Source organism: Bradyrhizobium pachyrhizi (assembly GCF_001189245.1).
Classification (GTDB): domain Bacteria; phylum Pseudomonadota; class Alphaproteobacteria; order Rhizobiales; family Xanthobacteraceae; genus Bradyrhizobium; species Bradyrhizobium pachyrhizi.
Window position 1 is genome coordinate 119,532 of sequence record NZ_LFIQ01000039.1, and the last position, 22,083, is coordinate 141,614.

The following is a 22,083-nucleotide window of genomic DNA, read 5'->3' on the forward strand; positions in this document are numbered from 1 at the left end:
ACCCTTCGGCTACCAACAGACGCTACGAGACGGATATGACGTCGAGTTCCCTCAGACCCGAAGGTCAGGATGGGCAGGTGCTTTGCAGCAGATCATAACGCGGCCAATCCGACAATCCTGTAAGCTGATCGCTCTTGTTCCAGCGATCTCGGCTGAAGGACAGTTTTAAGAAACGTCACGCGGCGCTGCAATCGCACCGCGATTGCGACCGCCATCCAGCGCGGGGCATGCCGCGGACACCGAAAACTCCCGGCAATGTGATGCAAATGAGCGCTACCTCGGCATGGTCGAGCTCAGCTCTGCGCGTGGTCGACGACGGATCGGGCGCGGCCGCGGGCCGAGCGCTCACAGCGCGATGGCGCCCTTTAAACGAGACGTCTGTTGATAGAGAGGCGACGCAAGGTGCTCGTACAGCCAAGGCCTTGCACGCTTGCCGCTGACCTCGTGCACGCCGTCGAAAACGTCGATGTCGATCAAATGCGGATGGCCTGACGATGCGTAGACCGACCGCATCTCCGCGAACTTCTCATCCCGCCCGAGCTCCATCGCGTTTGCACCGTCACGATTGCCAATCTCGGCGAACAGCGGACATGGACAAAGCAGATATGCCAGACCGGCGCCGGCGTATTTGGCGCGGCCGTTGCTGAAATGGATGTAGGCCGCAAGTTCGACGCCGAGATTCCTGGTGATGACGGATGACATCAGGAACTTCTTCTCGTCGCGCATATATCCGGATACGACAGTCGGCCGCATCCGCCCAGTCGCGGCTTCCAGATGCAGCGCGAGAAAGGCGCCCCAGGACACCCCGTAGACGCCGACATTCAAACCCGACGCGCCGGTGAGCTTCCTGCAAACGATTTCGCCGGCGTCGAGCGATGCGCATGACACGTTGTGGGCGGAGACACCGTGCGATGCCAGCATCGCGGCGATGTTGTTCTGGCTCTCCTGATTTCCGATCTGGATGATGTAAGGACACCAGACGACATAGCCGTCCCGACATAGCCGTTTGCCGAGCGCGTTCATGTAGTCCTTGTCGGCATCGTCGAAGCAGCGCTCCGGCGTGCTCGCCATGCCGTGGCCGAGCAGGATCAATCCTTTGAATTCTCCGCCGGGAATTCCAAGACATCCGCGCACCGGCACGCCGCATTCCAGATCGAACTCGACCTTCACGACCGAGAAGCTATCCGCGGGCGCGCGCCAGAGAACCCGGATCTCGTCGTGCGACGGCCGATAAAGCCGCCGCGCCCGGAACAGAGATCGCATCTCTCCGCGAATCTCCGAACCGGTTGCGACCGCATGCAGCCTGCCGCTTGCCGCGATATCGAACAACGACCGGCAGAACTGATCGTAGCCAAGGGTCGGCAAGTCGACATTCGCGCATGATCCCTGGCAATGGCCCAGCGCCAGCCCCTCGCTGCCGGCCCGCGACGAGGGGCCGACCAGCGTCATCAACAATCCGGAAAGCGCCCTGCGGCTGATCATCGGCCCTCTCCGAGCCGACGATGGCTCGCGTGAATGTCAGACTTGGCCGCTCACAACGCGATGAGACCCGGTTTGAATCGTCATCGCGCTTAGGCCCCCCTTAGGCATGATCCTTTTCGGAAAACCGCTTCGCACTTTTCCGGATCACGCCCTAGCTGGCGCCACGGATCGCGCGGATACAAATTAAAGGATGTTCATGCTCGAACGATCGCGTGCAGCGTTGCAAATGTGTGACGCCGACGGGGCTGGCGCAGCGCCAGTCACGCCAATCAGGTTTCGAGATGCTTCGGAATATTTCCACCTGTCACGCAGCTTCGATTTCGCCACACGCGGCGATGATCGCCGGGCCCGATTATCGAGTCTTCATCAAGTCTCTTTCGAGCCTCTATCAAGTCTTGGGTCTGCCCCGCCGACCTGGCATCGGCCTTCGAATTCGTCGTCCGGGCGCCGGCGGCCGCGCGCCGGGTCGCAGCCGAGCGAGCGAGGCCCAGGCGCCCGCGCGAAAATCGCGAAGAAGAGCGGCGAAAACGTCGGAATTCCCCCCTGATGCGCGTGAACGCGCACCGGAATAACCCGGACTCGTGGCTCAGGCTGAATTGCTTTACGCAATATTTCCGGGGTCGCCGGGTTTATCTATTGGGCAACAACGGTTTTTGGAATGACCGATGGCGAACGACCTGCACGAGCATCTGATTGAACTGGCCTATGAGGCCGCGGTTGTCCCCGAATTGTGGCCGAATGTCCTGCATCAGGTCGGTGCGATCGCGCGTGCGCGCGGTATCGTGCTGCTGACGGCGGCCCCGCACGACGTCCGCTGGGTCGCATCCCCCGACATGCACGACGACACCGTGGCCTATGTCGAAGGCGGCTGGCACGAGCGCAACGGGCGATTGCCGCGCTTGCTCGCGGCCAACCATGCCGGCTTCCTGCGCGACATCGACGTGTTCGATACGCCCGAGGAGGTGCAGCAGGATTTCCAGATCCGCGAATTCTTCCGCCCGCGCGGGCTCGGATGGGGCGCCGGTACCGCGATCCCGGTACCGAGCGGCGACGTGCTGATCTACAGCGTCGAGCGCGAATACCAGCACGGACCGATCGAGCGGGAGGCAATCGAGCAGCTCGACGCGCTGCGGCCGCATCTGGCGCGTGCGGCGCTGCTGTCGGCGCGGCTCGGGATGGAGCGCGCCAGGGCGGCAACCGAATCGCTGGCGATGCTCGGCCTGCCCGCGGCAGTGCTGCGGCGCGGCGGCCGCCTGATGGCGGCCAACGCGCTGTTCGACCGCCTGGTGCCCGACGTGATGCAGGATCGCGGCGAGCGCCTGACGCTGGCGTCGACGGCTGCCGACACGCTGTTCGCCCAGGCGCTGGCCGCGCTTGATCAAGGACTGATCAGCGTGGAGGTGCGCTCGGTGCCGATCGCGGCGCAGGAGGATCGGCCGCCGCTGATCGTGCATCTGGTCCCGATCCATGGCGCGGCACGAGACCTGTTCGACCGCGCGGCGGCGATCGTGATCGTGACGCCGGTGGTGCCGGCCGAGGTGCCGACCGCGGAAGTGCTGCAGGGCCTGTTCGACCTGACGCCGGCGGAGGCGCGCGTCGCGCGCGGCATCGGCGAAGGACGCACCGTCGAGGCAATCGCCGGCGCATTCGGCATCTCCCGCGAAACGGTGCGCAACCAGCTCAAGGCAGTGCTGGCCAAGACCGGACTGGGCCGGCAGGTGGAGCTGGCCGGACTGCTCGCCGGCGCGAAGGTGCCGCCGGGGTCGTCAGGAGACTAGCGCACGCCGCGCAAGCCTCGGTGCAGGGGTCGATGCGATCCTCCGGGAATTCGCAAAAGGATCGCATGTTCAAACGGTACCGGTTACGCTAGGGGTAGCTCCTCTCCCTCCGCGCGCCCCGCCCGGCGCATGTCCAGTCAATGAGTGCAACTGAATGGCCGAAGCCGACCTCGACGCCGTCATCCGGCAAACCGCAAAAGCGCAGACCAAGGCCGTGATGGCGGCTGCCAAGAAACGCCAGGCCGTCTGGGTCACGCGCGCCGCCAAGGCCAAGGACAAGGAGGCCAAGGCACGCTTCCGCTTCCTGGCCAAGAGCACGATGCTGAACGCAACCGCGACCGCCAAGAGGTTGCAGAATTCGGCCGAGAACGCCGCCGACGCCTATGCCCGCGCCATGAAGAAGGCGATGGAAGAGCCGCCGCCGGCCAAGAAGCCCGCGAAGAAGAAAACCGACGGCTAGTCGATGCCGCGTTACGTCGCCCTGCTGCGCGCGGTCAATGTCGGCGGCACCGGCAAGCTGCCGATGACCGAGTTGAAGGCGATGTGCGTCGACGAGGGATTTGCCGACGCGCAGACCTATATCGCCAGCGGCAATGTCGTGTTCTCCTCGAAGCTCGGCGCGGCCAACGTCAAGGCCACGCTGGAGCGGCGGCTGCAGGCCTATGCCGGCAAGCCGGTCGGCGTCGCCATCCGCAGCGCGGACGAGATCGCCGCGGTGCTGAAAGCCAATCCGTTTCCGAAAGCGCCGCCGAACTATACTGTCGCGATCTTCCTCGACGAGCCGCCGCCGAAGGACGCCTTGAAGGACATCAAGGGTCAGCAGGACGAAGAGGTGCGGCTCGGCAAGCGCGAGATCTATGTCGCCTATGGCAGCGGCATGGGCCGCTCGAAGCTGAAGATCCCCGCCGCCGCCAAGGGTACCGCGCGCAACATCAACACCATCGCGAAGCTCGCCGAGCTGGCGGCGGGTGAGTGAGCATCAGCCCCATTTGCCTAGTGAACCGTCATCCTGGGGAGCGCACTTGCGCGCGTCTCGAAGATGCACGGCACGGCCGGTGGCCGATTCATCCTTCGAGACGGCCGCGTTGCGGCCTCCTCAGGATGGCGGGTTAGGCACTTTAGTTCGTGGCAGATAGCGCAAAGTCGCTAGGTTTCCCGCACCGTAAATCCTTCGGCGCTGAGCCTTGCCAGCACGTCCTCCAGATGGGCCCGGTCGCGGGTTTCGATCACGAGCTCGAGCAGCGTCGCCTTCGCCGGAAGATCGGAGAAGGTGCGCTGGTGCGAGACCTCGATGATATTGGCGCCGGCATCGGCAAGCAGGATCGACACCGCCGCGAGCTGTCCGGGCCGGTCGACGATGTCGAGCGCCAGTTGCGTCAGCCGTCCCTCGCGGGCGAGCTCGCGGGTCAGGACCGAGGCGATCAGCCTGGTGTCGATATTGCCGCCGGTCAGCACCAGGCCGACATTGCGGCCGGCAAAGCGCGCCGGTGCCGCGAGCACGGCGGCGAGGCCGGCCGCGCCGGCGCCCTCGACCACCGTCTTCTCGATCGAGATCAGGGTCGCGACCGCGCGCTCGATCTGGTCCTCGCTGACCAGGATGATGTCGTCGACGAGCTCGCGCACGATTTTCGTGGTGATCTGCCCGGGAGCCTTGACCGCAATGCCCTCGGCGAGGGTGTCGCCGCGCATCGGCAGCTGCTCGCCTTTGACCGCATTGTACATTGACGGATAGAGCTGGGCCTGCACGCCGACGATCTGGATCGACGGCTTCAACGTCTTCGCGGCCGTGGCGATGCCCGAGATCAGCCCGCCGCCGCCGATCGGTACCACCAGGATATCGAGCTCCGGCGCCGTCGCGAGCATTTCAAGTCCGATCGTGCCCTGTCCTGCAATGATCAGCGGATCGTCATAGGGATGGATCAGGATCAGGCCCTTCTGCGCGGCATGCGAGCCGACGAACGCGAAGCATTCTTCCAGCGTCTGCCCGGTGATGATGACCTCGGCGCCGTGCCGCCTGGTGTTCTCGATCTTCACCATCGGCGTCCCGATCGGCATCACGATGGTGGCGGGGATGCCGAGCCGCTTCGCGTGATAGGCCACGCCCTGGGCGTGATTGCCGGCCGACATCGCGATTACCCCGCGCTTGCGCTCCGCGGGCGACAGCGCCTGCAGGCGGTTCAGCGCGCCGCGCTCCTTGAAGGTCGCGGTGAACTGCAGGTTCTCGAATTTGAGGAACAGGCGACAGCCGCAGATCTCGCCCAGCGTGCGGCTCTCGTTGCAGGCCGTGACCATGACCGCATCCCGGATCACATCCGCGGCACGGCGTATGTCGGCAAGGGTGATGGCGGTGGTGTCGGAAGGCTGCGGCATCGGGTTTCGCTTTGGTCCGTTTCGTCAGACGGAACCTAGCGGGTTTCGGCGCCGAAAACGACCGCGCAGAGCATAATCCGGAAAAGTGCGAAGCGGTCTTCCGGAAAGATGATGCTTAAACAACGAGCTAGCGCGCGATGACGATTCAACCTGATCTCATCGCGCTTCAGCGTGCGGCCGACACCCGTTCCTCCGGCTTGGCCGGACCGGCCAGCTGAACCTCATCGCATTTTGGGCATACAAGCGCGGTGCGGAAATGCTTGTCGAGCACAATGGTTCGCGTCCTGCCGCACTGGCAGCGCATCGGCTTATCCATGGAAGACCGGCCCGGGTTCGCGATGCAAGGAGAGCGTGCGCCTGGCTGCCCCGGTCAGGTTACCCAATATGACTTGAAGCCGGATAATTTGTCGCGCCGCTAAAAGAGACCGGCGCTGAGATCAAGGCCGTAGCTTGCCCTGAGTGCCGCGACGAACAGGACAGCGGACGCAAACAACAGGACATGCCGGGCGATGCTGCTCCGAAGCGAATTGGCCGAAAACGCGCGTGCGATCGATTGAGCCAAAGCAGTCATTTGCGACCTCCGGAGCCACGCCCCGAAGGTAGGTCGCGTGCAGCGCAGTGAGGTTCAATGCGGTTCACGAATCGGCCGGCGGCGCGCCAATGTGCTCTGTTCGGTATCGCTCGGTGCCCGCACGCGATTCTTGAAGCGGTGACCGACCACGATCAGCCTGCCCTCGGCGCGGATTACGGTCTCGGCCGATGGCGCGGACGGCAGATTGTCTTGCGTGACCGCCTCCAGCGCGCGCAGGAACTCGCGACCGGCCGATGTGATCTCCCAGCCTTCGACGTCACGGAGCACATAGCGATTGCTAAAGATGTCGAGTTCGGGGACCCGCGACGCCAGACGTTTGATCCGCGCATGCCAATCGTCGCCGCTCGATGAGAGGATTGCGAGATCGTGCTTGAGTGAATTGATTGTGGCTTTGCCGCGGACGTGACTGGCCAATATTTTTAAGATCGCAACCTGTATGCTCAACTCGACGCCTCGACCGCCACGGTTCTTTTTGTTCTGCGCAGCCGACCTGGAAATTATCGCGCTGATGACTCAGGCGTCCAGTCATCAGCGCCAGTTATCCAGAACCCGACAAGACGGTATCGACTTACGCCGCGCGTGATGTGCCGACGCGGCGCTCGGGCCGGTGCGACGACATCGATTCCTCCTCCATATCCTGCGGCGCGCCCCAAAATTCCTGCACCGTCGGCCCGTGCTTGAGTCTTTTGCCGCGCAGGAAGCCGAGAATTTCATGCGGCCAGACGCGGCGGCCCATCTGCGTGTACCAGCGCATCGCGTGACGAAGTCCGGCGTCGCGGTGGAGCAGCACGCGGAGCAGCGCCTTCGGGCGGCACTGCAGCACCATCTCGGTGAACTTGAACCAGAGCAGTACGCGCCATGGCGGCATGTGCCGGGTCGCCAGCACCTGATGCTTGTAGTCCCAGAGCCTGCGATCGGTCTGGATGACGCGCCGCTCCGCCGCGAGACGGAAATACGGCGTCCAGCGATGCGGCGTGACGTACAGCATCTGGATCTGGTCGGGATCATAGGACAACAGCTGCCTGAGACCGCGCCAATGGTCGCGATCGGTTTCCTCCTCGAAGCCGACCACCCAGGTCGCCATCGACAGCATTCCGTGCCGGCGCATCAAACGGATGGCCTCGCGATCGATCGTGGTGGTCGCGCCCTTGCGGATCAGCTCCAGCGTCTTCTCGTCGGTGTTCTCCATGCCCAGCAGGAAGCGCTGCCAGCCCGCTTTCTTGTAGAGATGCAGGATGTCGGCGTCGCGCACGATGTCGTCGGCGCGGGTCGAGCCGACCAGGATCAGATCGACATCCTCCGCGATCAAGGCCTCGAGAAAGGCCCGCCACGCCTTCTTCGAGACGGTCGGATTCTCGTCGGCGAAATTGATCACCTTGACGCCGTGCTCGCGATGGAGCCGCGCCAGCTCTTTTGCAAAGCGCACGGGATCGCGGTGCCGCCATCGCGTCCAGAAGCCGCGCTGGCCGCAGTAATTGCAAAGATGCGGACAGCCACGCGAGAACTGCACGACGACGGCGCACAGGCCGCCCCAATAGCTGTAGCGCGCGTGATCGATCAATTCCCATCCGACGCGATGGGCATCGAGATCACGGATAACAGGCGCAGGCGGCGTGATGCGCGGCCCATAATCGTCGCGGAACGCGATACCGTTGGTGATGCGAAGATCCTCGCCGGCCTCCAGCGCCCGCATCAGACGCCGCGCGGTTTCTTCGCCCTCGCCGCGCACGATCGCGGTGACGTAGCGCTCCTCGCGCAGGATGTCGCGCCAGTGATAGGTCGGAAACACGCCGCCATAGACGATCCGCACGTTTGGCACGGCCTTGACGATCGCCTGCGCCACCTCGGCGATCACAGGATGGCCCGACGTCGAGCCGGAATGGCCGAACAGCACCGCATCCGGTGCAAATCTCGATGCCTCCGCCACGATGGCTTCGACCGGCATCGGCCCGAACTCGGCATCGATAAGACCGACGTCGTGGCCGTCATCGATCAGCGGCCCGCCGATCGACAGCAGGCCGAGTGGCGGCAGATGGTCGTCGGGGATCCGGCTGCCGATCGCCGGATGCGGTACGTTGATGAGAAGAATGCGCATGGATGATCGCTCCCGCTTTGGTTGGCGTGATCGTTCGTCCCCGCATCTTGTGAGAGAGCCCAACCCCCCGGCCGGGCTTTCGGAAGAGAGCAGTTTGCGCGGCTTGACGCGCTAGAGGTTCGGCACCTCCGCCGGCGCGATCGCGATCAGTCCGCCGAAGCGGCGCTCGCGGCGATGGAAGGAGCCGAGCGCGTCGGCGAGATCGTCGGCATCGAATTCGGGCCACATCCGCTCGGTGAAATGCAGCTCGGCATAAGCGCCCTCCCAGAGCAGGAAGTCCGACAGCCGCTTCTCGCCCGAGGTGCGGATGATCAGGTCGACGTCGCGCAGGCCGGCCTCGCCGGTGATGAGATCGGCGAAAGTCTCGCGGCTAAGCTCGCCGGTGCCGGCCGCGCGCGCGGCGGCGTTCAGGATGGCGTCGCGCGCCGAATAGTCGATCGCGATGCGCAGATGCAGCGTGGTGCCGCCAGCGGTCTCGGCCTCGGCGCGCGTGATCGCGGCGGCGATGCCGTCGGGCAGCCGATCGCGGCGGCCGATCACGGTGAGGCGAACGCCGTTGCGCACAAGCGCGGCGATCTCGTTGGCGAGGTAGAACCGCAACAGCCCCATCAGTGCGGCGACCTCGGCCTTCGGACGGCGCCAATTGTCGCTCGAGAAGGCGTAGAGCGTCAGCGTGCCGACGCCCTGGTCCGGCGCGGCCTCGACGATGCGGCGGATCGCCTCGACGCCGGCCTCGTGTCCGCGCAGCCGTGACAGGCCGCGCCGCGTCGCCCAGCGGCCATTGCCGTCCATGATGATGCCGACATGGAGCCTGATGGCGGCTTCCGGCTTGAGCGCGACGTTACTTTGCATCACAAAGTCTCCGGACAAAAATGGGATGATTCAAACCGGCTGGATACCGAGGCGGCCAGCTGCGCCGTCGTCCTTGCCGGCGGCCTTCTCAGCCTTGCCGCCGGCCTTTTCTGTCGTGCCGGCAGCCTTGGCCGCGTCACGCACCAGCTGCTCGAGCACGGCGAGATAGTCGAGGAAGCGGCGGCGGCCGCTCTTGGTCAGGCGACAGGTGGTGTGCGGACGATTGCCTTCATAGCCCTTGATGACGTCGACGAGACCGGCCTCCTGCAGCACCTGGAGGTGCCGGCTGAGGTTGCCGTCGGTCAGGCCGCAGAGCTGCTTGAGATCGGCAAAGGCAAGCCCCTTCGGATGCGCCATCAGCGAGGTCAGCAGCCCGAGCCGCGCCTTCTCGTGGATGACGCGGTCGAGGCCTTCATAGGCGAATGGCGCGGTGGTCAGGTCAGTCTTCGGCATCATGGCCTCCGGAAGCGAAATAGAGCAGCGCTGCGAGCAGCAACTGGCCGATCGCGAATGGCAGTCCCATGGTCCAGGGCGACAGCGCGTGGCTCTGGCTTGCAATCAGCAGCACCGTGAAGCCCGACAGGAAATACCAGGCGCCGCCGAGCGCGATCGTGCGCGGCAGCAGGCGGACCGAGGCGAACACGCCGAGGCTGACCAGCACCTGCCACAGGCCGGGCAACATCCACAACGTCTCGGGCGCGAACTTCCATTGCAGGATCGCGAGCAGCACGCCGGCGATAACAGCGGGAACGAACTGCTCGATCGCCTGCTGGACCATCGCGTCCGCAAGGCCGGAATGATGCCGCCGCGAGCGCGCCTGCATCTCGATCCAGATCAGCACGGCGGAGACCAACGCGGCCGCCGCCCAGCCTGCGAGGAACGCGATCGGATGAGCGGTGGGATCGGCGAGCCAAAGATATTGCGCAAGCGCCGTGATGAGCGCGATGCCGCTGGTGGCGGCGACGGTCGCCGGACCGTAGCCGCGAAACGCCGTTCCGGCCGCAATCTGGCTGCGGATGGCGAGGATATCGGCCAACGCCTTGTCGAGGTCACGCATGATTCGCCCGAACTTTGTATTGCAAAGTATACGGGATCACCAAGTAAACGCAAGCGGCATCGCGCGGCTTGCCGAGCGTGATGTTTAACAGCCGGTTATTGCGCGGATTGCGGCGAAACCGTGCCGCGTCAGACCTTCACTAGGCTGGCGAAGCCGCCATAGATCATCCGCTTGCCGTCGAACGGCACGTCACCCATGCTCATCGATGCAAGGCGCGGATCGGCCATCACTTTGGCGTTGATCCGGTCGCGCTGGGCGCGCGACTTGTAGGTGATCCAGGCAAACACGACGGTTTCGCCGGCCTTCAGTTTCACGCTCTGCGGAAATGAGGTCAGCTTGCCCGGCTTGACGTCGTCGGCGACCCATTCGCGATAATCCAGCGCGCCATATTCACGCCAGACCTTGCCGGCCTTCTTCGAGAGTTGCGCATAGGCTTTGAGTTTCTTCTTCGGCACGGCGACGATGAATCCATCGACGTAAGGCATTGGGCGGTTTCCTGCTGTTTGGGCTCCCTGTCATTGCGAGCGCCTGCGAAGCAATCCATCTCTTCAAACGCCGAGGAATGGAATGCTTCGTCGCTTCCGCGCAAAATTGCTCTGCAATTTTGTCGCGAGCCCCTCGCAATGACGATCAGGAGTGACAGCAGGATGCCTGAACCGGCGCCGGTTGGTACTGGTCACGTAGCCGCACCCAATCCATCGGATAGGGCAATCCTTCCTCGTGGCGGCCGAGCGGCGTCAGGTCGAGATAGTGATAGGCGGCATTCATCATGTCGAGGCCGCGCGCGAAGGTCGAGTAGGTATGGAACACGCTCCCTGTCTCGTCGCGGAAGAACACGCTGATGCCGGGCAGTTCGGGACCATAGAGCGGCGTCGTTCCATAATTGTATTTCGCGTCCCCCGCATCGATCTGCCCTTGCGTGAACGATACGCCGTAATCGTAATTGAAGTCGCTCTCTCCCGAGGAGACCCAGTCGAAGGTCCAGCCCATCCGCGCCTTGAATGCGTCGAGCTTTGCGAGCGGCGCCCGCGAGATCGCGATCATCGTGGTGTCGCGCGCGGCGAGATGCGGAACCATGCGCTCGAAGCCGTCGACCCAGAACGAGCAGCTCTTGCACGCTGCGTCCCATTCCGGCGCGAACATCACATGCTGCACCACGAGCTGCGGCCTGCCCTTGAAGAGATCACCGAGCGTCATTTTGCCGCCCGGCCCGTCGAACACATAGTCCTTGTCGACCTTGACCCAGGGCAGTTCGCGGCGCTGCCGGCTGAGCGCTTCGCGGGCCTGGGTCAGCTCCTTCTCACCGATCATCAGCGCCTTGCGGGCTGCGATCCATTCCTCGCGCGAGACGATCTTGTGCTGTTGCATGAGATGCTCCTTTGCGGGTCAGGCGTCGACGTATTGTTCCAGGCTGCCGAGGAATTCGGTCCAGCCGCGCTGGTGATTGTCGCGGGCGGTCTCATCGACGAACTGTGCGTGATGGAAGGTGAGCAACGTGCCGCCGGCATCGGGCTTGATCGATATCGTCACCTCGGACTCGCGCTCCGGCGTAGAATGCCAGGCCCAGCTGAACACCAGCTTCTCGTTCGGCACCACCTCGCGATAGGTGCCGCCGACCTCGTGATATTCGCCGTTCGAGCCGGTGAACTTGATCCGGTAGCGTCCGCCGACGCGGACATCGAGCTCGGCCTGCGTCGTGCCGGGCTTGACCTGTCCCGGCCCGAACCACTGCGCTAGATTTTCCGGCTCGGTCCACGCGGCGTAGACTTTTTCCGGCCGCGCGCGGAGGCGCCGCGTGAGGGTGAGGCTTGGGCGCGCGGCGAGGCCGGCGTCGGCGGCGACTGCGGATTGGTTTGCCATGGTTCTTCCTCCACAAAGGCGGCAAGGCGGTCGAGGTTGTCGGACCAGAATTGCGCATAGCGATTGAGCCAGTTCATCGCCTGCTCCATCGGCCGTGCGGTGAGCCGGCACGCCACCGTGCGTCCGGTCTTTTCGCGAGCGACGAGACCCGCATCGGTGAGCACGTCGAGATGCTTCATGATCGCGGGCAACGACATCGCGAACGGCTGCGCCAGCTCGCTCACCGACAGGCTGTCCTGCTCGCCGAGCCGCGCCAGCAACGCGCGGCGGGTGGGATCGGAAAGCGCCGCAAAGGTGCGGTCCAGCGTCTCGTCCTGATACTTAACCATGTGGTTTAGTATAGGCGCAAACGGCGCGACGTCAAGCGCGCGACTTCACGATCGCGTCAGGATGGACCCAGCCGGGGGACGAACGTCAGGAACGGTGGCGACGGACCGCCTTGCGGTGATGCCGCAACGCTAGTCGGGATATACGGTCCGGTGCCGACGCTGATAGCGGCGCGGTGGCGGCGGCGGTTCGCTGAACAGGAAGCGCGGATTCTCGCCGCAATAGAGATAACGGCCGGACACGCTCGCGAGGCATTGCTGGTAGGTCCGGTAAGCGCATTCGCCGGGATAGCCCAGGCTAGGGCCCTGCGCGCACCATGGGTAGTCATAAGGATCGGCGGAAGCTGGCGTGATACTCGCCGCGCCTGCGAGCGTCATCGTTCCCAGAACAAGCATTGCCAATCCCGATGCGCGCATGATCCGGCTCCTCGGACGCCGCAGTTAGCCAGGCGCGGCACCTTTGATAAGGTTCCTGAACGTCATTCTATTCCGCGTCAAGGCCGACGGCTTCGGCCGCGGACCGGCTGTACCACGCGGGCCACATTTGTCCCGCGCGATCCAGCATCGCGCCTCTTGCGAGGCCTACTCGACCTTGAGGCCGGCGAACTCGACCACCTTCTTCCACTTGTCGGTTTCGGCCTTGATGTCGTTGCCGAAGGCTTCCGGCGTCTGGATCAGCGGATCGCCGCCGAGCTCGACTAGACGCTTCTTCATGTCGGGTTCGGCGAGCACGGCGTTGATCTCGGTGTTGAGCTTGGCGATAACTTCCTTCGGCATGTTCTTCGGCGCGCCCATGCCAAACAGCGCGCTCGCCTCGTAGCCCTTCACGGTTTCGGCGACCGACGGGACATCCGGCAGTTGCGAGGATCGCTCCGTTGACGTCACAGCCAGCGCGCGCAACGCGCCGGAGCGGATGTGCTGGATGATCGAGGGCATGTTGTCGAAGATCACCTGCACCTGGCCGCCGAGCATGTCGGTGATCGCGGGCGCCGCGCCGCGATACGGCACGTGCTGCATCTTGCAGCCGGTCATCGCCATGAACATCTCGCCGGAGAGATGCACCGAGGTGCCGTTGCCAGAAGAGGCCATGTTCACCTTGCCGGGATTGGCCTTCACATATTCGATGAACTCGGCGACGGTCTTGGCCGGCACGTCCTTGTTGACGGTCATCACGTTCGGCACGCGATTGAAGGAAGCGACCGGCGCGACGTCGCGCACGAAGTTGAACTTCAGATTGGCGTAGAGCGAGGCATTGATGTAGTTGGCTGGATTGACCAGCAGCACGGTGTAGCCGTCCGGCTCGGCGTTGATCGCCGCCTCGGTGCCGATATTGTTGCCCGCGCCTGGCTTGTTCTCGATCACGAATTGCTGCCCGAGCCTCTCCGACAGCCGCTGCCCGACCAGGCGCGCGATGATGTCGGTGGCGCCGCCCGGCGGATAACCCACGATCCAGCGCACCGGCCGCGCCGGATAGTCGGCAGCGGAAGCGCGGCCGATCGCGAATGTCGAAATCCCCGACCCGATCAGGCCCAGCGCGGTACGGCGTGAAATCATGAAGTTTCTCCCAATCCAGCAGGGTTTGGCGCCCTGCCCGTTTCTGTTGCGTTGCGTGCGGCGCGGTTTTAACAAACAATGCCTGAAGCGACCAGTGCGACACGTGCGCCGCCGACCGCGACGAAAGACTAAGCTTCGGCTCTGATCGCACCAGAACCGGCGACCACATCGCTCGAAAGCACTCTGGACCGAAGAGGATCGATCATGTCCGTCAAGGTGAATGGCCTCGACCATCTCGTGATCAACGTCACCGATGTCGTGCGCTCGGTTGCCTGGTACAGCAGGATCCTCGGCATGGAGGTGAAGGTGTTCGACCCCGGCAAGGGCAAGACACCGCGCACCTCGCTGGTGTTCGGCAACCAGAAGATCAATGTGCGGCCGCGCGATGCCGACAAGGTGGACTGGTTCACCGCCGAGCACGAGGCGGCCGGCAGCGACGATCTCTGCTTCCTCACGTCGAGCACACCCGAGGAAGTGGTCGCGCATCTGAAGGCCAATGGCGTCAGGATCGAGGAAGGCCCCGTCGCCAAGCAGGGCGCGCGCGGCACGCTGCGCTCGGTCTATTGCCGCGACCCCGACGGCAGCCTGATCGAGATCTCGTCGTACGAAAAGAACGCGACCTAGCTTTCGTTCGTCCTTGCGAGCCGGCGCGGCGTGCGAATGCGCGCCCGATGACGGATGCCGCGAATAAATCGATCTCTTCCGCGCGGCGGAACAAATTGCTTCAGCGCAAAACCGCTTTGCAAATCACGATTTGCTCTCGGCGCACGCCGATGGCAGAACTGCTCCCAACCAAGACCAATGGCGGCCGGCAAGGCCGCGCGGGAGGACATATGAGCAATTCAAAAGCAGTGCCGGGCATCGTGGGACCGTTTGCGGGACTCGACGTGCCATGGCTGCTGCGGATGCGCGCCGAGGTGCGGCGCGACCATCCATTCCTGATCTGGGCGCCGTTCGACACGCCGGCACGGCGCTGGAGCTACGGCGAATTCCATGAGCGCGTCGGCGCGCTCGCTGCGGGCCTTGCGAAGCGCGGCATCCGGCAGGGCGACTATGTCCTGATCCATCTCGACAATTGCATCGAGGCGATCATGTCGTGGTTCGCCTGCGTCGAGCTCGGCGCGATCGCGGTCACCACCAACACCCGTTCCGCCGCCGCCGAGATCGAATATTTTGCCGGCCATTGCGGCGCGATCGCCGCGATCACCCAGCCGGCCTATGCAGAACTGATCGCCGCCAACTGCAAGAGCCTGCGCTGGATCGCGGTGACCTCGCACGACGCCGGGCAAGCGCCGGCACAGCTGCCCGCGCGCGGCGACAGCTTTGACGCGCTGTTTGCCGACAGTGCCGACCGGCCACGTCGCCCGACCGATCCGCTCGCCCCCTGCAGCGTGCAATACACCTCCGGCACCACGTCGCGGCCGAAGGCGGTGCTGTGGACCCACGCCAACGCGCTGTGGGGCGCCAAGATCAATGCCGCGCATCAGGACCTGCACGCCTTTGATGTTCACCAGACCTATCTGCCGCTGTTCCACACGAACGCGCTAGCCTATTCGATGCTGGCGAGCCTGTGGGTCGGGGGCACCTGCGTGATCCAGCCACGCTTCTCGGCTAGCCGCTTCTGGCCGGTGGCGCTCGAGCACGGCTCGACATGGACCTCGACGATCCCGTTTTGCATGAAGGCGCTGCTGGAGCACGAGGTGCCGAAGAATCACAAGTTCCGGCTCTGGGGCACCGCCGTGAACGAGCCGCCGGCGTTCAGCGTGTTCGGCATCAAGATCATCGGCTGGTGGGGCATGACCGAGACCATCACGCACGGCATTATCGGCGAGGTCGATCAGCCCAACACGCCGATGTCGATCGGCCGCGCCGCGCCGGAATACGAGATCCGCATCGTCAATGACGACGGCACGCCGACCGGCATCGGCGAGACCGGCAACCTCCTGATCAAGGGCATCCCCGGCCTGTCCCTGTTCGCCGAATATCTGCACAACGAAAAGGCCACGCGCGAAAGCTTCGACGAGCACGGTTACTTCATTACCGGCGACCGCGTCACGATGCTGCAGCACGGCTACATCAAGTTCGGCGATCGCTCCAAGGACATGCTGAAGGTCGGCGGCGAGAATGTCGCAGCTTCCGAGATCGAACAAGTGATCGCGGTGGTGCCGGGCGTGCGCGAAGCCGCTGTGGTGGCGAAGAAGCACCCGATGCTGGACGAGGTGCCCGTCGTCTTCATCATCCCGCAGGCCGGTGTCGCCGCCCTGCCTGCCGATTTGCACGACAACGTCATGACCGCCTGCCGCTCCGGACTCGCGGACTTCAAGGTGCCCCGCGAGATCCGCTTCGTCGACGAAATGCCGCGCTCGACGCTGGAGAAGGTCGCGAAGGCGGAGCTCAGGAAGATGCTGGAGTGACGCGGCCCTGGCCGCGTCAATTCACCTCGAACCGGATCGGCAGCTTCTTCGGGCCGTTGACAAAATAGGCCTGCGTCATCTTCACCTCGCCGTCGAGCGACAGCGACTTCAGGCGCGGCAGCAGCTCCTCGAACAGGATGCGCATCTCGAGCTTGGCGAGGTACTGACCGAGACAGAGATGCGCGCCATAGCCGAACGCGACATGGCGATTGGGCTTGCGGTCGCTGCGGAAGCGATCGGGGTCCTCGAACACCTCCTCGTCGCGATTGCCCGAGGCGTAGCACAGCATCAGCCAGTCGCCCTTGGCGATCTTGCGGCCGCCGAGCTCGGTATCCGCGGTGGCCGAGCGCATGAAATGCTTGACCGGCGTCATCCAGCGGATCGACTCATCGACCAGGCCCGAGATCAGCTCCGGGTTGGCCTTCACCTTGGCGAATTCCGCGGGGTCCCTGGCCAGCGCCCAGATCGCGCCCGCGGTCGAGGATGAGGTGGTGTCATGACCCGCGGTCGCGACGATCATGTAATAGCTGGTCTGATCGTGCTCCGGCATATACTCGCCGCCGATCTTCGCGTTGGCGATGACGGTGGCGAGATCGTCGCGCGGGTTCTGGCGGCGATCCTCGGTGATCTTGCGGAAGTAGGCGGAGAAGTCGGCGATGATCGCCTGCAACATCGCGGAGACCTGCTCCGCGCTCAGCGCGTCGCGGACGCGCGCGGTGTCGGGATCCTGCGGGCCAAACAGCTCCTGCGTCAGCTTGAGCATGCGCGGCTCGTCCGCCTCGGGCACGCCGAGGATCTCCATGATGACGTGGAGCGGATAGCCGAGCGCCACGTCCTCGACGAAGTCGCAGGCGCCGCCCCTCGCGAGCATGCGCTGCACCGTGGCGCGCGCGATCTCGCGAACGCGGGCCTCGAACTTGCCGAGATTGGCCGGCATGAACCAGCCTTGCGTCAGTGCGCGATATTTCGGGTGATCGGGCGCGTCCATCTGCACCAGCGAGCGCACCAAATTGGGCCCGCCGGTGATCTTGCGAACGCGCTCCTCGAGCGCCTGCGTCGTTAGGGTGGTCGGCCGATCGGCGTTGTGGAACAGCTCGTTCTGCCGGCTGATGGCCTGGATATGCGCGTGCTTCGTCACCACCCAGAACGGATCGAACTTCTCGGGCCGCGCGATGCCGAGCGGATTGTTGGCGCGTAGCCAGCGATAGCTGTCGTGGATGCGGTCGTCCGCATAGGCGACGGGATCGACGAGGGTTGCCGCGATGTCGGCGGGGATGTCGAAATCCCCGGTCGTTGCCGTATCCATGATCGTCCTCACTCGCCCCAGCATCGGTCTTGCCGATGATCAACGGAATCTAGGCGGAGGTAAGGAGGACGACTTGCGTTGATTGGCTAGGATCCCCGCCAAAGGCGTCATTGCGAGGAGCGGAGCGACGAAGCAATCCATCGGCCCGCACAGACGGAGCGATGGATTGCTTCGCTCCGCTCGCAATGACGGCGAAAACCATTGGAGATCAATAATGCCCGAACGCCACCGGGCGGAACGCCTGCAGCAATTGCTGGTCGAGCTTGCCGCCCATCTCCTCCATCATGGAGAATGCCTTGGCGTGGGTGAACTGCAGCCGGTAGGCGCGCTTCTCGACCAAAGCGGCATAGACGTCGACGATCGTGGTGACGCGGACGATGTCGCTGATCTGATTGCCGCTGAGGCCGTTGGGATAGCCGGTGCCGTCGAGGAATTCGTGATGGTGCAGGATCACGTCGAGCATTTCCGGCGGGAAGCCGCCCTGCGCTGACAGCGCCTCGTAGCCGCGGCGCGGATGCTCGCGCATCTCGGCCATTTCCTCGACCGTCAGCGCGCCGGGCTTGTCGAGCAGCGCGACTGGAACGAAGGCCTTGCCGACGTCGTGCAGCAGCGCGGCACGGGCGAGCCGGCGCTGATCGTCCTCACGCATGCCGAGGTGCTGCGCGAACGCGACCGCGAAGCCGGTCACGAACAGGCAGTGGCGATAGGTCTCCTGGTGATGGCAGCCGACGGTGGTCAGCCATTCGCGCAGCGAGTTGTGCTTGATCGCCTTGAGGATCTTGTTTTCGGCGGCGACGATGTCCTCGAACTTGAGCGGCTCGCCGGCACGCATCCGCTCGAACATCTTGACCATCACGCCGTGCGCGGCTTCGACGCCGCGGTTGAGCGCCTTGCCGCGGTCGGTCTCGTCATAGCCGCTGTCGTCGGGGAACGCGGCGCGGATGCGCTGCAGGATGCCGCGCGCATCAAACGGCCGCGAGATCGTGTCGGTGGCGCCGAGCGCCCAGGCCTGCATCGAGGCGTGGTGCAAGGCATCTGCCAGCACGAACAGCCGCGGCATCTCGCGATAGGCATCGGCCTGCAGCTTGGCGCGGACGAGTTGCACGGCTTCGGGCGAGCGCAGGTTGATGTCGACGACGATGCCAGAGAGATCGCGGCCCGGCTGCTCGGGAATATCTGAGGTCGGAACGGTATCGACCTCGCCCACCGAGCGCAGGATGCTGGCGAGCTCGTTGCTCTGATCGCTTCGATCTGACGCCAGCAGCAGGCGGCGCTTCGAAGTCTGGTTGTTGGCTAAGGCAGTCATGGCATCCCCGTCGCAGTAACGACCGACGCCGGGACGCTACCTGACGATGCGTTCCCTCCGGCTTAATGGGGATGCTGAACGGCGCTTAAGCGCAATGGATACAATTTGAGCGATCGCCGAATCCGCCAGCAAAATCAGGCCGACTGAAAATCAATGCAGATGCGCAGATCGGCGGCGAATCATGAATTTTTGCGGCGTCAGATTTGATGCCGTAACCGCCCGGCCGACGCGCGGAGCAAAGAAAAACGCCGGAGAGCTCGTGCTCTCCGGCGTTCTTGTTCGTTCAGATCGTTACGCCTTCATCGCCGCCTTGACGGCTTCTGCGGTGATCGGCAGGCCGCGGACGCGGGCACCGACCGCGTTGAAGACGGCGTTGCCGATCGCCGGCGCCACCACCGTCACCGCGGGCTCGCCGACGCCGGTCGCCTTCTCGCCATTGGCGATGACGTTGACCGCGACTTCCGGCAGCTGGCTCATCCGAAGCGGCGTATAGCTGTCGAAGTTGGTCTGCTCGATGCCGCCGTCCTTCAACGTCGCCTTCTCGAACAGCGCCAGTGACATGCCCCACAGCGCCGCGCCCTCGACCTGGGCCCGGATGCCGTCGGGATTCACCTGCGTACCAACGTCGGTCGCAACCGTCAGCTTCTTCACCGTCACCTCGCCCGACGGGGCGACCGCGACATGGGCGACGCAGGCGGTCCAGCTCGCCGTGGCGCGCTCCTGCGACGACACGCACGCAACGCCCATGCCTTCGCCCTTGGGCAGCTGCTTGGTGCCGTAGCCGGCAAGGCCCATCGCAGCGAGCAAGGTGTTGCGGAGACGCTGCGCGCCGCCGTCGTTCTTGCCCTTGCCGTCGAGCAACGAGATGCGCAGCTGCGCCGGGTCCTTGCCGGTCGCATGCGCGATCTCGTCGATCATGCTTTCGACCGCCCAGAACGTCCAGCCCGGCGCCACCGAGCGGAGCTGACCCGACGGGGTGGCGTTGTGCGCCATCTCGTTCTTGATCGCCCGCACATAGTGGTTGGGCACGGTGTAGAAGAAGTCCGCTCCGTTCACGGTGAAGGAGTCGAGCGGACCCTTCTTGTCGACCGACGGTGTGAGGAAATCGGGGATTCCCCAACGCGCGGTCGGCCAGGCCGAAACCACGTCGTGGCTTATCGCGACGATCTTGCCGTCACCGTCCATGCCGGCCTTCACCTTCTGGTAGGTCAGCGGACGCGAGAAATCCATCGTCATGTCGTTTTCGCGCGTGTAGATGACCTTGACCGGCTTGCCGACGGCCTTCGCCGCCTGCACCGCGGGCACCATCATGTCGGCGTCGAGACGCCGGCCGAAACCGCCGCCCAGCCACATCTGGTGCATCACCACGAACTTCGGATCGATCCCGGCGGCGCCGGCCGCAATCGCGCCGGAGCGCGTCGCGAACTGGTTGCCGGAATAGATGTGCAGGATGTCGCCCTTGAACTCCGCGGTGGCGTTCATCGGCTCCATCGGCGCGTGGATGTTGATGTTGGTGGTGTATTCCGCCTCCAGCACCTTGGCCGCCGAGCCGAAGGCCGCCTTGGGATCACCGTCCTTGACGAAGAACTGGCCGGAATCGTCCAGTCCCTGAAGCCGCTTGCCTTCCGTGAGCAGCGATTCGCTCGACAGCTTTGCGTTCGGACCGCCGTCATAGCTGATCTTCAGCGCCGCGGCGGCCTTCTTCGCCTGCGCATAGGTGTTGGCGACCGCGACGACCCAGCCGGTCGTGGTTGTGGTCTTGTCGTCGAGGGTGACGGCCTTGATGAAGCCGGGCAGCTTCTTGGCCGCGCTATCGTCGACCGACTTCACGGTGGCGCCGTAACGCACCGGCGGGGTGACCAGCGCGCCGTGGACCATGCCCGGCACCATCACGTCGATGCCGTACTTGGCCGTGCCGTTGGTCTTCGACGGGATGTCGAGTTGCGGCACCGAGACGCCGATCATGGTGTACTGGTCGGGCGTCTTCAGCTTGATCGCCTTCAGATCATCCGCCGTGAAGGTCTTGGTCGCCTTGCCGCTCTTCACCACCTCGGCGAACGACATCGACTTCTTCGACTTTGCGTGGCTGATCTTGGAATCGCGTACCACCAGCTCGCCGGCCGGCACGCCCATGGAGGCCGCCGCCGCCTCGGTCAATGCGATACGGCCGGCTGCGCCGGCGCGGCTCATCGCATCGAAGTTCATCATCGTCGACCAGCTGCCGCCGGTGATCTGCGCGCCCAGCACGGGATCGTTGAACTTCGGATCGTTGGAGGCGAGCTGAACCCGCATGTCCTTCCAGTTCGCGCCGAGCTCTTCGGCCACGATCTGCGCCATGGTCGAGGCGACGTGCTGGCCCATGTCGGCCTTGCCGCAGGTCACGGTGACGAGACCGTCGGGCGCGATCGAATACCAGACGCTCGGCTCGAAGTTGGCGGGCGCGGGTGCCGCGAGCGCCTGGTCGATGCCTGACCCGGCATAGCCGAGTACGAGGCCGGTAGCAGCGGTGCCGACCAGGAAGGAACGGCGGCTGAGATCGGTCGTCTCTGGAGCGAGGTTTTTCACGTGCTTGTTCATGTGGCCCTCCGCTCGGATCCGGTGGCCGATGCGGTGCGCATGTCGGACGCAGCGCGCATGATCGCCTTCTGGATTCGTGAATAGGTCATGCAACGGCAGAGATTGCCGTCCATATGCGCGACCACTTCTTCCTTGGTCGGGTTGGTGTTCTTCGACAGCAGCGCCGCCGCCTGCATGATCTGGCCGGACTGGCAATAGCCGCATTGCGGCACTTGCTCAGCGACCCAGGCCTTCTGCAAGGGATGATCGCCCTTGGCGGAGAGGCCTTCGATGGTGGTGATCTTCTTGCCGACGGCGTCGGCGACCGAGGTCTGGCAGGACCGCACCGCTTCGCCGTTGACGTGAACCGTGCAGGCGCCGCACAGACCGGCGCCGCAACCGAATTTGGTGCCCGTCATCTGCAATTGCTCGCGGATGACCCAAAGCAGCGGCGTGTCATTGGCCGCCTCGACGGACATATTCCGTCCGTTGATATTGAGATTTGGCATCTCTCTCCCCTTCCGGTGTAGGAAGC

Annotated in this window: 21 protein-coding genes and 1 pseudogene; 5 read left to right on the forward strand and 17 right to left on the reverse strand. The window is 64.4% G+C overall.

Annotated features, from left to right (window positions below; genetic code table 11):
* Window positions 1–345 precede the first annotated feature (345 nt).
* Window positions 346–1,482: a hypothetical protein gene (locus tag AKL29_RS05345; protein WP_050383384.1), complete on the reverse strand. Its 1,137-nt coding sequence runs from the start codon at window positions 1,480–1,482 to the stop codon at window positions 346–348.
* Window positions 1,483–2,147: 665 nt separating this feature from the next.
* Between AKL29_RS05345 and AKL29_RS05350 the strand changes: the two genes are divergently transcribed.
* The 3 genes from AKL29_RS05350 (at window position 2,148) to AKL29_RS05360 (ending at window position 4,236) form a co-directional block, all read left to right on the forward strand.
* Entirely contained in the window at window positions 2,148–3,260 is a 1,113-nt protein-coding gene (locus tag AKL29_RS05350) for a helix-turn-helix transcriptional regulator (protein ID WP_050383385.1), read from the forward strand.
* 154 nt (window positions 3,261–3,414) lie between these two features.
* Entirely contained in the window at window positions 3,415–3,720 is a 306-nt protein-coding gene (locus AKL29_RS05355) for a hypothetical protein (RefSeq protein ID WP_050383386.1), read from the forward strand.
* 3 nt (window positions 3,721–3,723) lie between these two features.
* Complete coding sequence (locus tag AKL29_RS05360) at window positions 3,724–4,236, forward strand: DUF1697 domain-containing protein (RefSeq protein ID WP_050383387.1); 513 nt, start codon at window positions 3,724–3,726, stop codon at window positions 4,234–4,236.
* Window positions 4,237–4,406: 170 nt separating this feature from the next.
* On the opposite strand, the gene AKL29_RS05365 is transcribed toward AKL29_RS05360, so the two are convergent.
* The 12 genes and pseudogenes from AKL29_RS05365 to AKL29_RS05425 all read right to left on the reverse strand — a co-directional run bounded on the left by AKL29_RS05365 (window position 4,407) and on the right by AKL29_RS05425 (window position 13,966).
* Window positions 4,407–5,630, reverse strand: a complete 1,224-nt coding sequence (locus tag AKL29_RS05365) for a threonine ammonia-lyase (RefSeq protein WP_050383388.1) — start codon at window positions 5,628–5,630, stop codon at window positions 4,407–4,409.
* Between the two features lie 625 nt (window positions 5,631–6,255).
* Window positions 6,256–6,666 carry an aminoacyl-tRNA deacylase gene (locus AKL29_RS05375; protein ID WP_244481768.1) on the reverse strand — a complete coding sequence of 137 codons (411 nt, stop codon included), beginning with the start codon at window positions 6,664–6,666 and terminating at the stop codon, window positions 6,256–6,258.
* Between the two features lie 124 nt (window positions 6,667–6,790).
* The gene (gene bchE / locus AKL29_RS05380) at window positions 6,791–8,317 is read right to left on the reverse strand and encodes a magnesium-protoporphyrin IX monomethyl ester anaerobic oxidative cyclase (protein ID WP_050383390.1); all 1,527 of its coding nucleotides are present in this window, start codon (window positions 8,315–8,317) and stop codon (window positions 6,791–6,793) included.
* Between the two features lie 111 nt (window positions 8,318–8,428).
* Complete coding sequence (locus AKL29_RS05385) at window positions 8,429–9,169, reverse strand: di-trans,poly-cis-decaprenylcistransferase (protein WP_050383391.1); 741 nt, start codon at window positions 9,167–9,169, stop codon at window positions 8,429–8,431.
* A 30-nt stretch (window positions 9,170–9,199) separates the two neighbouring features.
* Window positions 9,200–9,622 (reverse strand): transcriptional regulator, encoded by a 423-nt coding sequence (locus AKL29_RS05390; protein WP_038377679.1) that lies wholly within the window; start codon window positions 9,620–9,622, stop codon window positions 9,200–9,202.
* Window positions 9,609–10,226: a hypothetical protein gene (locus AKL29_RS05395; RefSeq protein ID WP_028335568.1), complete on the reverse strand. Its 618-nt coding sequence runs from the start codon at window positions 10,224–10,226 to the stop codon at window positions 9,609–9,611. The genes AKL29_RS05390 and AKL29_RS05395 overlap by 14 nt, the downstream gene beginning before the upstream one ends.
* A 128-nt stretch (window positions 10,227–10,354) precedes the next feature.
* Window positions 10,355–10,711, reverse strand: coding sequence for a DUF1428 domain-containing protein (locus tag AKL29_RS05400; protein ID WP_028335567.1), 357 nt, complete (start codon window positions 10,709–10,711; stop codon window positions 10,355–10,357).
* A gap of 145 nt (window positions 10,712–10,856) precedes the next feature.
* Window positions 10,857–11,594, reverse strand: coding sequence for a DUF899 domain-containing protein (locus AKL29_RS05405; protein ID WP_050383392.1), 738 nt, complete (start codon window positions 11,592–11,594; stop codon window positions 10,857–10,859).
* 18 nt (window positions 11,595–11,612) lie between these two features.
* A pseudogene (locus AKL29_RS05410) lies at window positions 11,613–11,975 on the reverse strand (SRPBCC family protein); the annotation flags it as partial.
* Window positions 11,960–12,415: an ArsR/SmtB family transcription factor gene (locus AKL29_RS40335; protein WP_080667144.1), complete on the reverse strand. Its 456-nt coding sequence runs from the start codon at window positions 12,413–12,415 to the stop codon at window positions 11,960–11,962. The pseudogene AKL29_RS05410 and the gene AKL29_RS40335, both read right to left, overlap by 16 nt.
* Window positions 12,416–12,544: 129 nt before the next feature.
* A complete protein-coding gene (locus AKL29_RS05420; RefSeq protein ID WP_028335563.1) occupies window positions 12,545–12,829 on the reverse strand; it encodes a DUF3551 domain-containing protein in 285 nt (94 codons plus the stop codon).
* A 165-nt stretch (window positions 12,830–12,994) separates the two neighbouring features.
* A complete protein-coding gene (locus AKL29_RS05425; protein WP_016843619.1) occupies window positions 12,995–13,966 on the reverse strand; it encodes a Bug family tripartite tricarboxylate transporter substrate binding protein in 972 nt (323 codons plus the stop codon).
* A gap of 204 nt (window positions 13,967–14,170) precedes the next feature.
* Between AKL29_RS05425 and AKL29_RS05430 the strand changes: the two genes are divergently transcribed.
* Window positions 14,171–14,590 carry a VOC family protein gene (locus AKL29_RS05430; RefSeq protein ID WP_028335562.1) on the forward strand — a complete coding sequence of 140 codons (420 nt, stop codon included), beginning with the start codon at window positions 14,171–14,173 and terminating at the stop codon, window positions 14,588–14,590.
* Between the two features lie 209 nt (window positions 14,591–14,799).
* Entirely contained in the window at window positions 14,800–16,380 is a 1,581-nt protein-coding gene (locus AKL29_RS05435) for an AMP-binding protein (RefSeq protein WP_050383604.1), read from the forward strand.
* Between the two features lie 16 nt (window positions 16,381–16,396).
* Here the strand turns inward: AKL29_RS05435 and AKL29_RS05440 are convergent, their stop codons facing one another.
* From AKL29_RS05440 to AKL29_RS05455, 4 genes are all read right to left on the reverse strand, one after another.
* Window positions 16,397–17,686 carry a cytochrome P450 gene (locus AKL29_RS05440; RefSeq protein WP_050383394.1) on the reverse strand — a complete coding sequence of 430 codons (1,290 nt, stop codon included), beginning with the start codon at window positions 17,684–17,686 and terminating at the stop codon, window positions 16,397–16,399.
* Between the two features lie 208 nt (window positions 17,687–17,894).
* A complete protein-coding gene (locus AKL29_RS05445; RefSeq protein WP_050383395.1) occupies window positions 17,895–18,992 on the reverse strand; it encodes an HD-GYP domain-containing protein in 1,098 nt (365 codons plus the stop codon).
* A gap of 291 nt (window positions 18,993–19,283) precedes the next feature.
* Entirely contained in the window at window positions 19,284–21,569 is a 2,286-nt protein-coding gene (locus AKL29_RS05450; protein WP_050383396.1) for a xanthine dehydrogenase family protein molybdopterin-binding subunit, read from the reverse strand.
* Complete coding sequence (locus AKL29_RS05455) at window positions 21,566–22,057, reverse strand: (2Fe-2S)-binding protein (protein WP_026192016.1); 492 nt, start codon at window positions 22,055–22,057, stop codon at window positions 21,566–21,568. Before AKL29_RS05455 ends, AKL29_RS05450 begins: the two co-directional genes overlap by 4 nt.
* Window positions 22,058–22,083: the final 26 nt, after the last annotated feature.

Excerpts from the sequence above, each read along its gene's own strand:
- AKL29_RS05440 (WP_050383394.1), bottom strand. The coding sequence starts at position 17,686 with ATGGATACGGCAACGACCGGGGATTTCGACATCCCCGCCGACATCGCG.
- AKL29_RS05395 (WP_028335568.1), bottom strand. The coding sequence starts at position 10,226 with ATGCGTGACCTCGACAAGGCGTTGGCCGATATCCTCGCCATCCGCAGC.
- AKL29_RS05365 (WP_050383388.1), bottom strand. The coding sequence starts at position 5,630 with ATGCCGCAGCCTTCCGACACCACCGCCATCACCCTTGCCGACATACGC.
- AKL29_RS40335 (WP_080667144.1), bottom strand. The coding sequence starts at position 12,415 with ATGGTTAAGTATCAGGACGAGACGCTGGACCGCACCTTTGCGGCGCTT.
- AKL29_RS05420 (WP_028335563.1), bottom strand. The coding sequence starts at position 12,829 with ATGCGCGCATCGGGATTGGCAATGCTTGTTCTGGGAACGATGACGCTC.
- AKL29_RS05350 (WP_050383385.1), top strand. The coding sequence starts at position 2,148 with ATGGCGAACGACCTGCACGAGCATCTGATTGAACTGGCCTATGAGGCC.
- AKL29_RS05385 (WP_050383391.1), bottom strand. The coding sequence starts at position 9,169 with ATGCAAAGTAACGTCGCGCTCAAGCCGGAAGCCGCCATCAGGCTCCAT.
- AKL29_RS05425 (WP_016843619.1), bottom strand. The coding sequence starts at position 13,966 with ATGATTTCACGCCGTACCGCGCTGGGCCTGATCGGGTCGGGGATTTCG.
- AKL29_RS05345 (WP_050383384.1), bottom strand. The coding sequence starts at position 1,482 with ATGATCAGCCGCAGGGCGCTTTCCGGATTGTTGATGACGCTGGTCGGC.
- AKL29_RS05455 (WP_026192016.1), bottom strand. The coding sequence starts at position 22,057 with ATGCCAAATCTCAATATCAACGGACGGAATATGTCCGTCGAGGCGGCC.
- AKL29_RS05445 (WP_050383395.1), bottom strand. The coding sequence starts at position 18,992 with ATGACTGCCTTAGCCAACAACCAGACTTCGAAGCGCCGCCTGCTGCTG.
- AKL29_RS05435 (WP_050383604.1), top strand. The coding sequence starts at position 14,800 with ATGAGCAATTCAAAAGCAGTGCCGGGCATCGTGGGACCGTTTGCGGGA.
- AKL29_RS05400 (WP_028335567.1), bottom strand. The coding sequence starts at position 10,711 with ATGCCTTACGTCGATGGATTCATCGTCGCCGTGCCGAAGAAGAAACTC.
- AKL29_RS05360 (WP_050383387.1), top strand. The coding sequence starts at position 3,724 with ATGCCGCGTTACGTCGCCCTGCTGCGCGCGGTCAATGTCGGCGGCACC.
- AKL29_RS05405 (WP_050383392.1), bottom strand. The coding sequence starts at position 11,594 with ATGCAACAGCACAAGATCGTCTCGCGCGAGGAATGGATCGCAGCCCGC.
- bchE (WP_050383390.1), bottom strand. The coding sequence starts at position 8,317 with ATGCGCATTCTTCTCATCAACGTACCGCATCCGGCGATCGGCAGCCGG.
- AKL29_RS05450 (WP_050383396.1), bottom strand. The coding sequence starts at position 21,569 with ATGAACAAGCACGTGAAAAACCTCGCTCCAGAGACGACCGATCTCAGC.
- AKL29_RS05355 (WP_050383386.1), top strand. The coding sequence starts at position 3,415 with ATGGCCGAAGCCGACCTCGACGCCGTCATCCGGCAAACCGCAAAAGCG.
- AKL29_RS05430 (WP_028335562.1), top strand. The coding sequence starts at position 14,171 with ATGTCCGTCAAGGTGAATGGCCTCGACCATCTCGTGATCAACGTCACC.
- AKL29_RS05390 (WP_038377679.1), bottom strand. The coding sequence starts at position 9,622 with ATGCCGAAGACTGACCTGACCACCGCGCCATTCGCCTATGAAGGCCTC.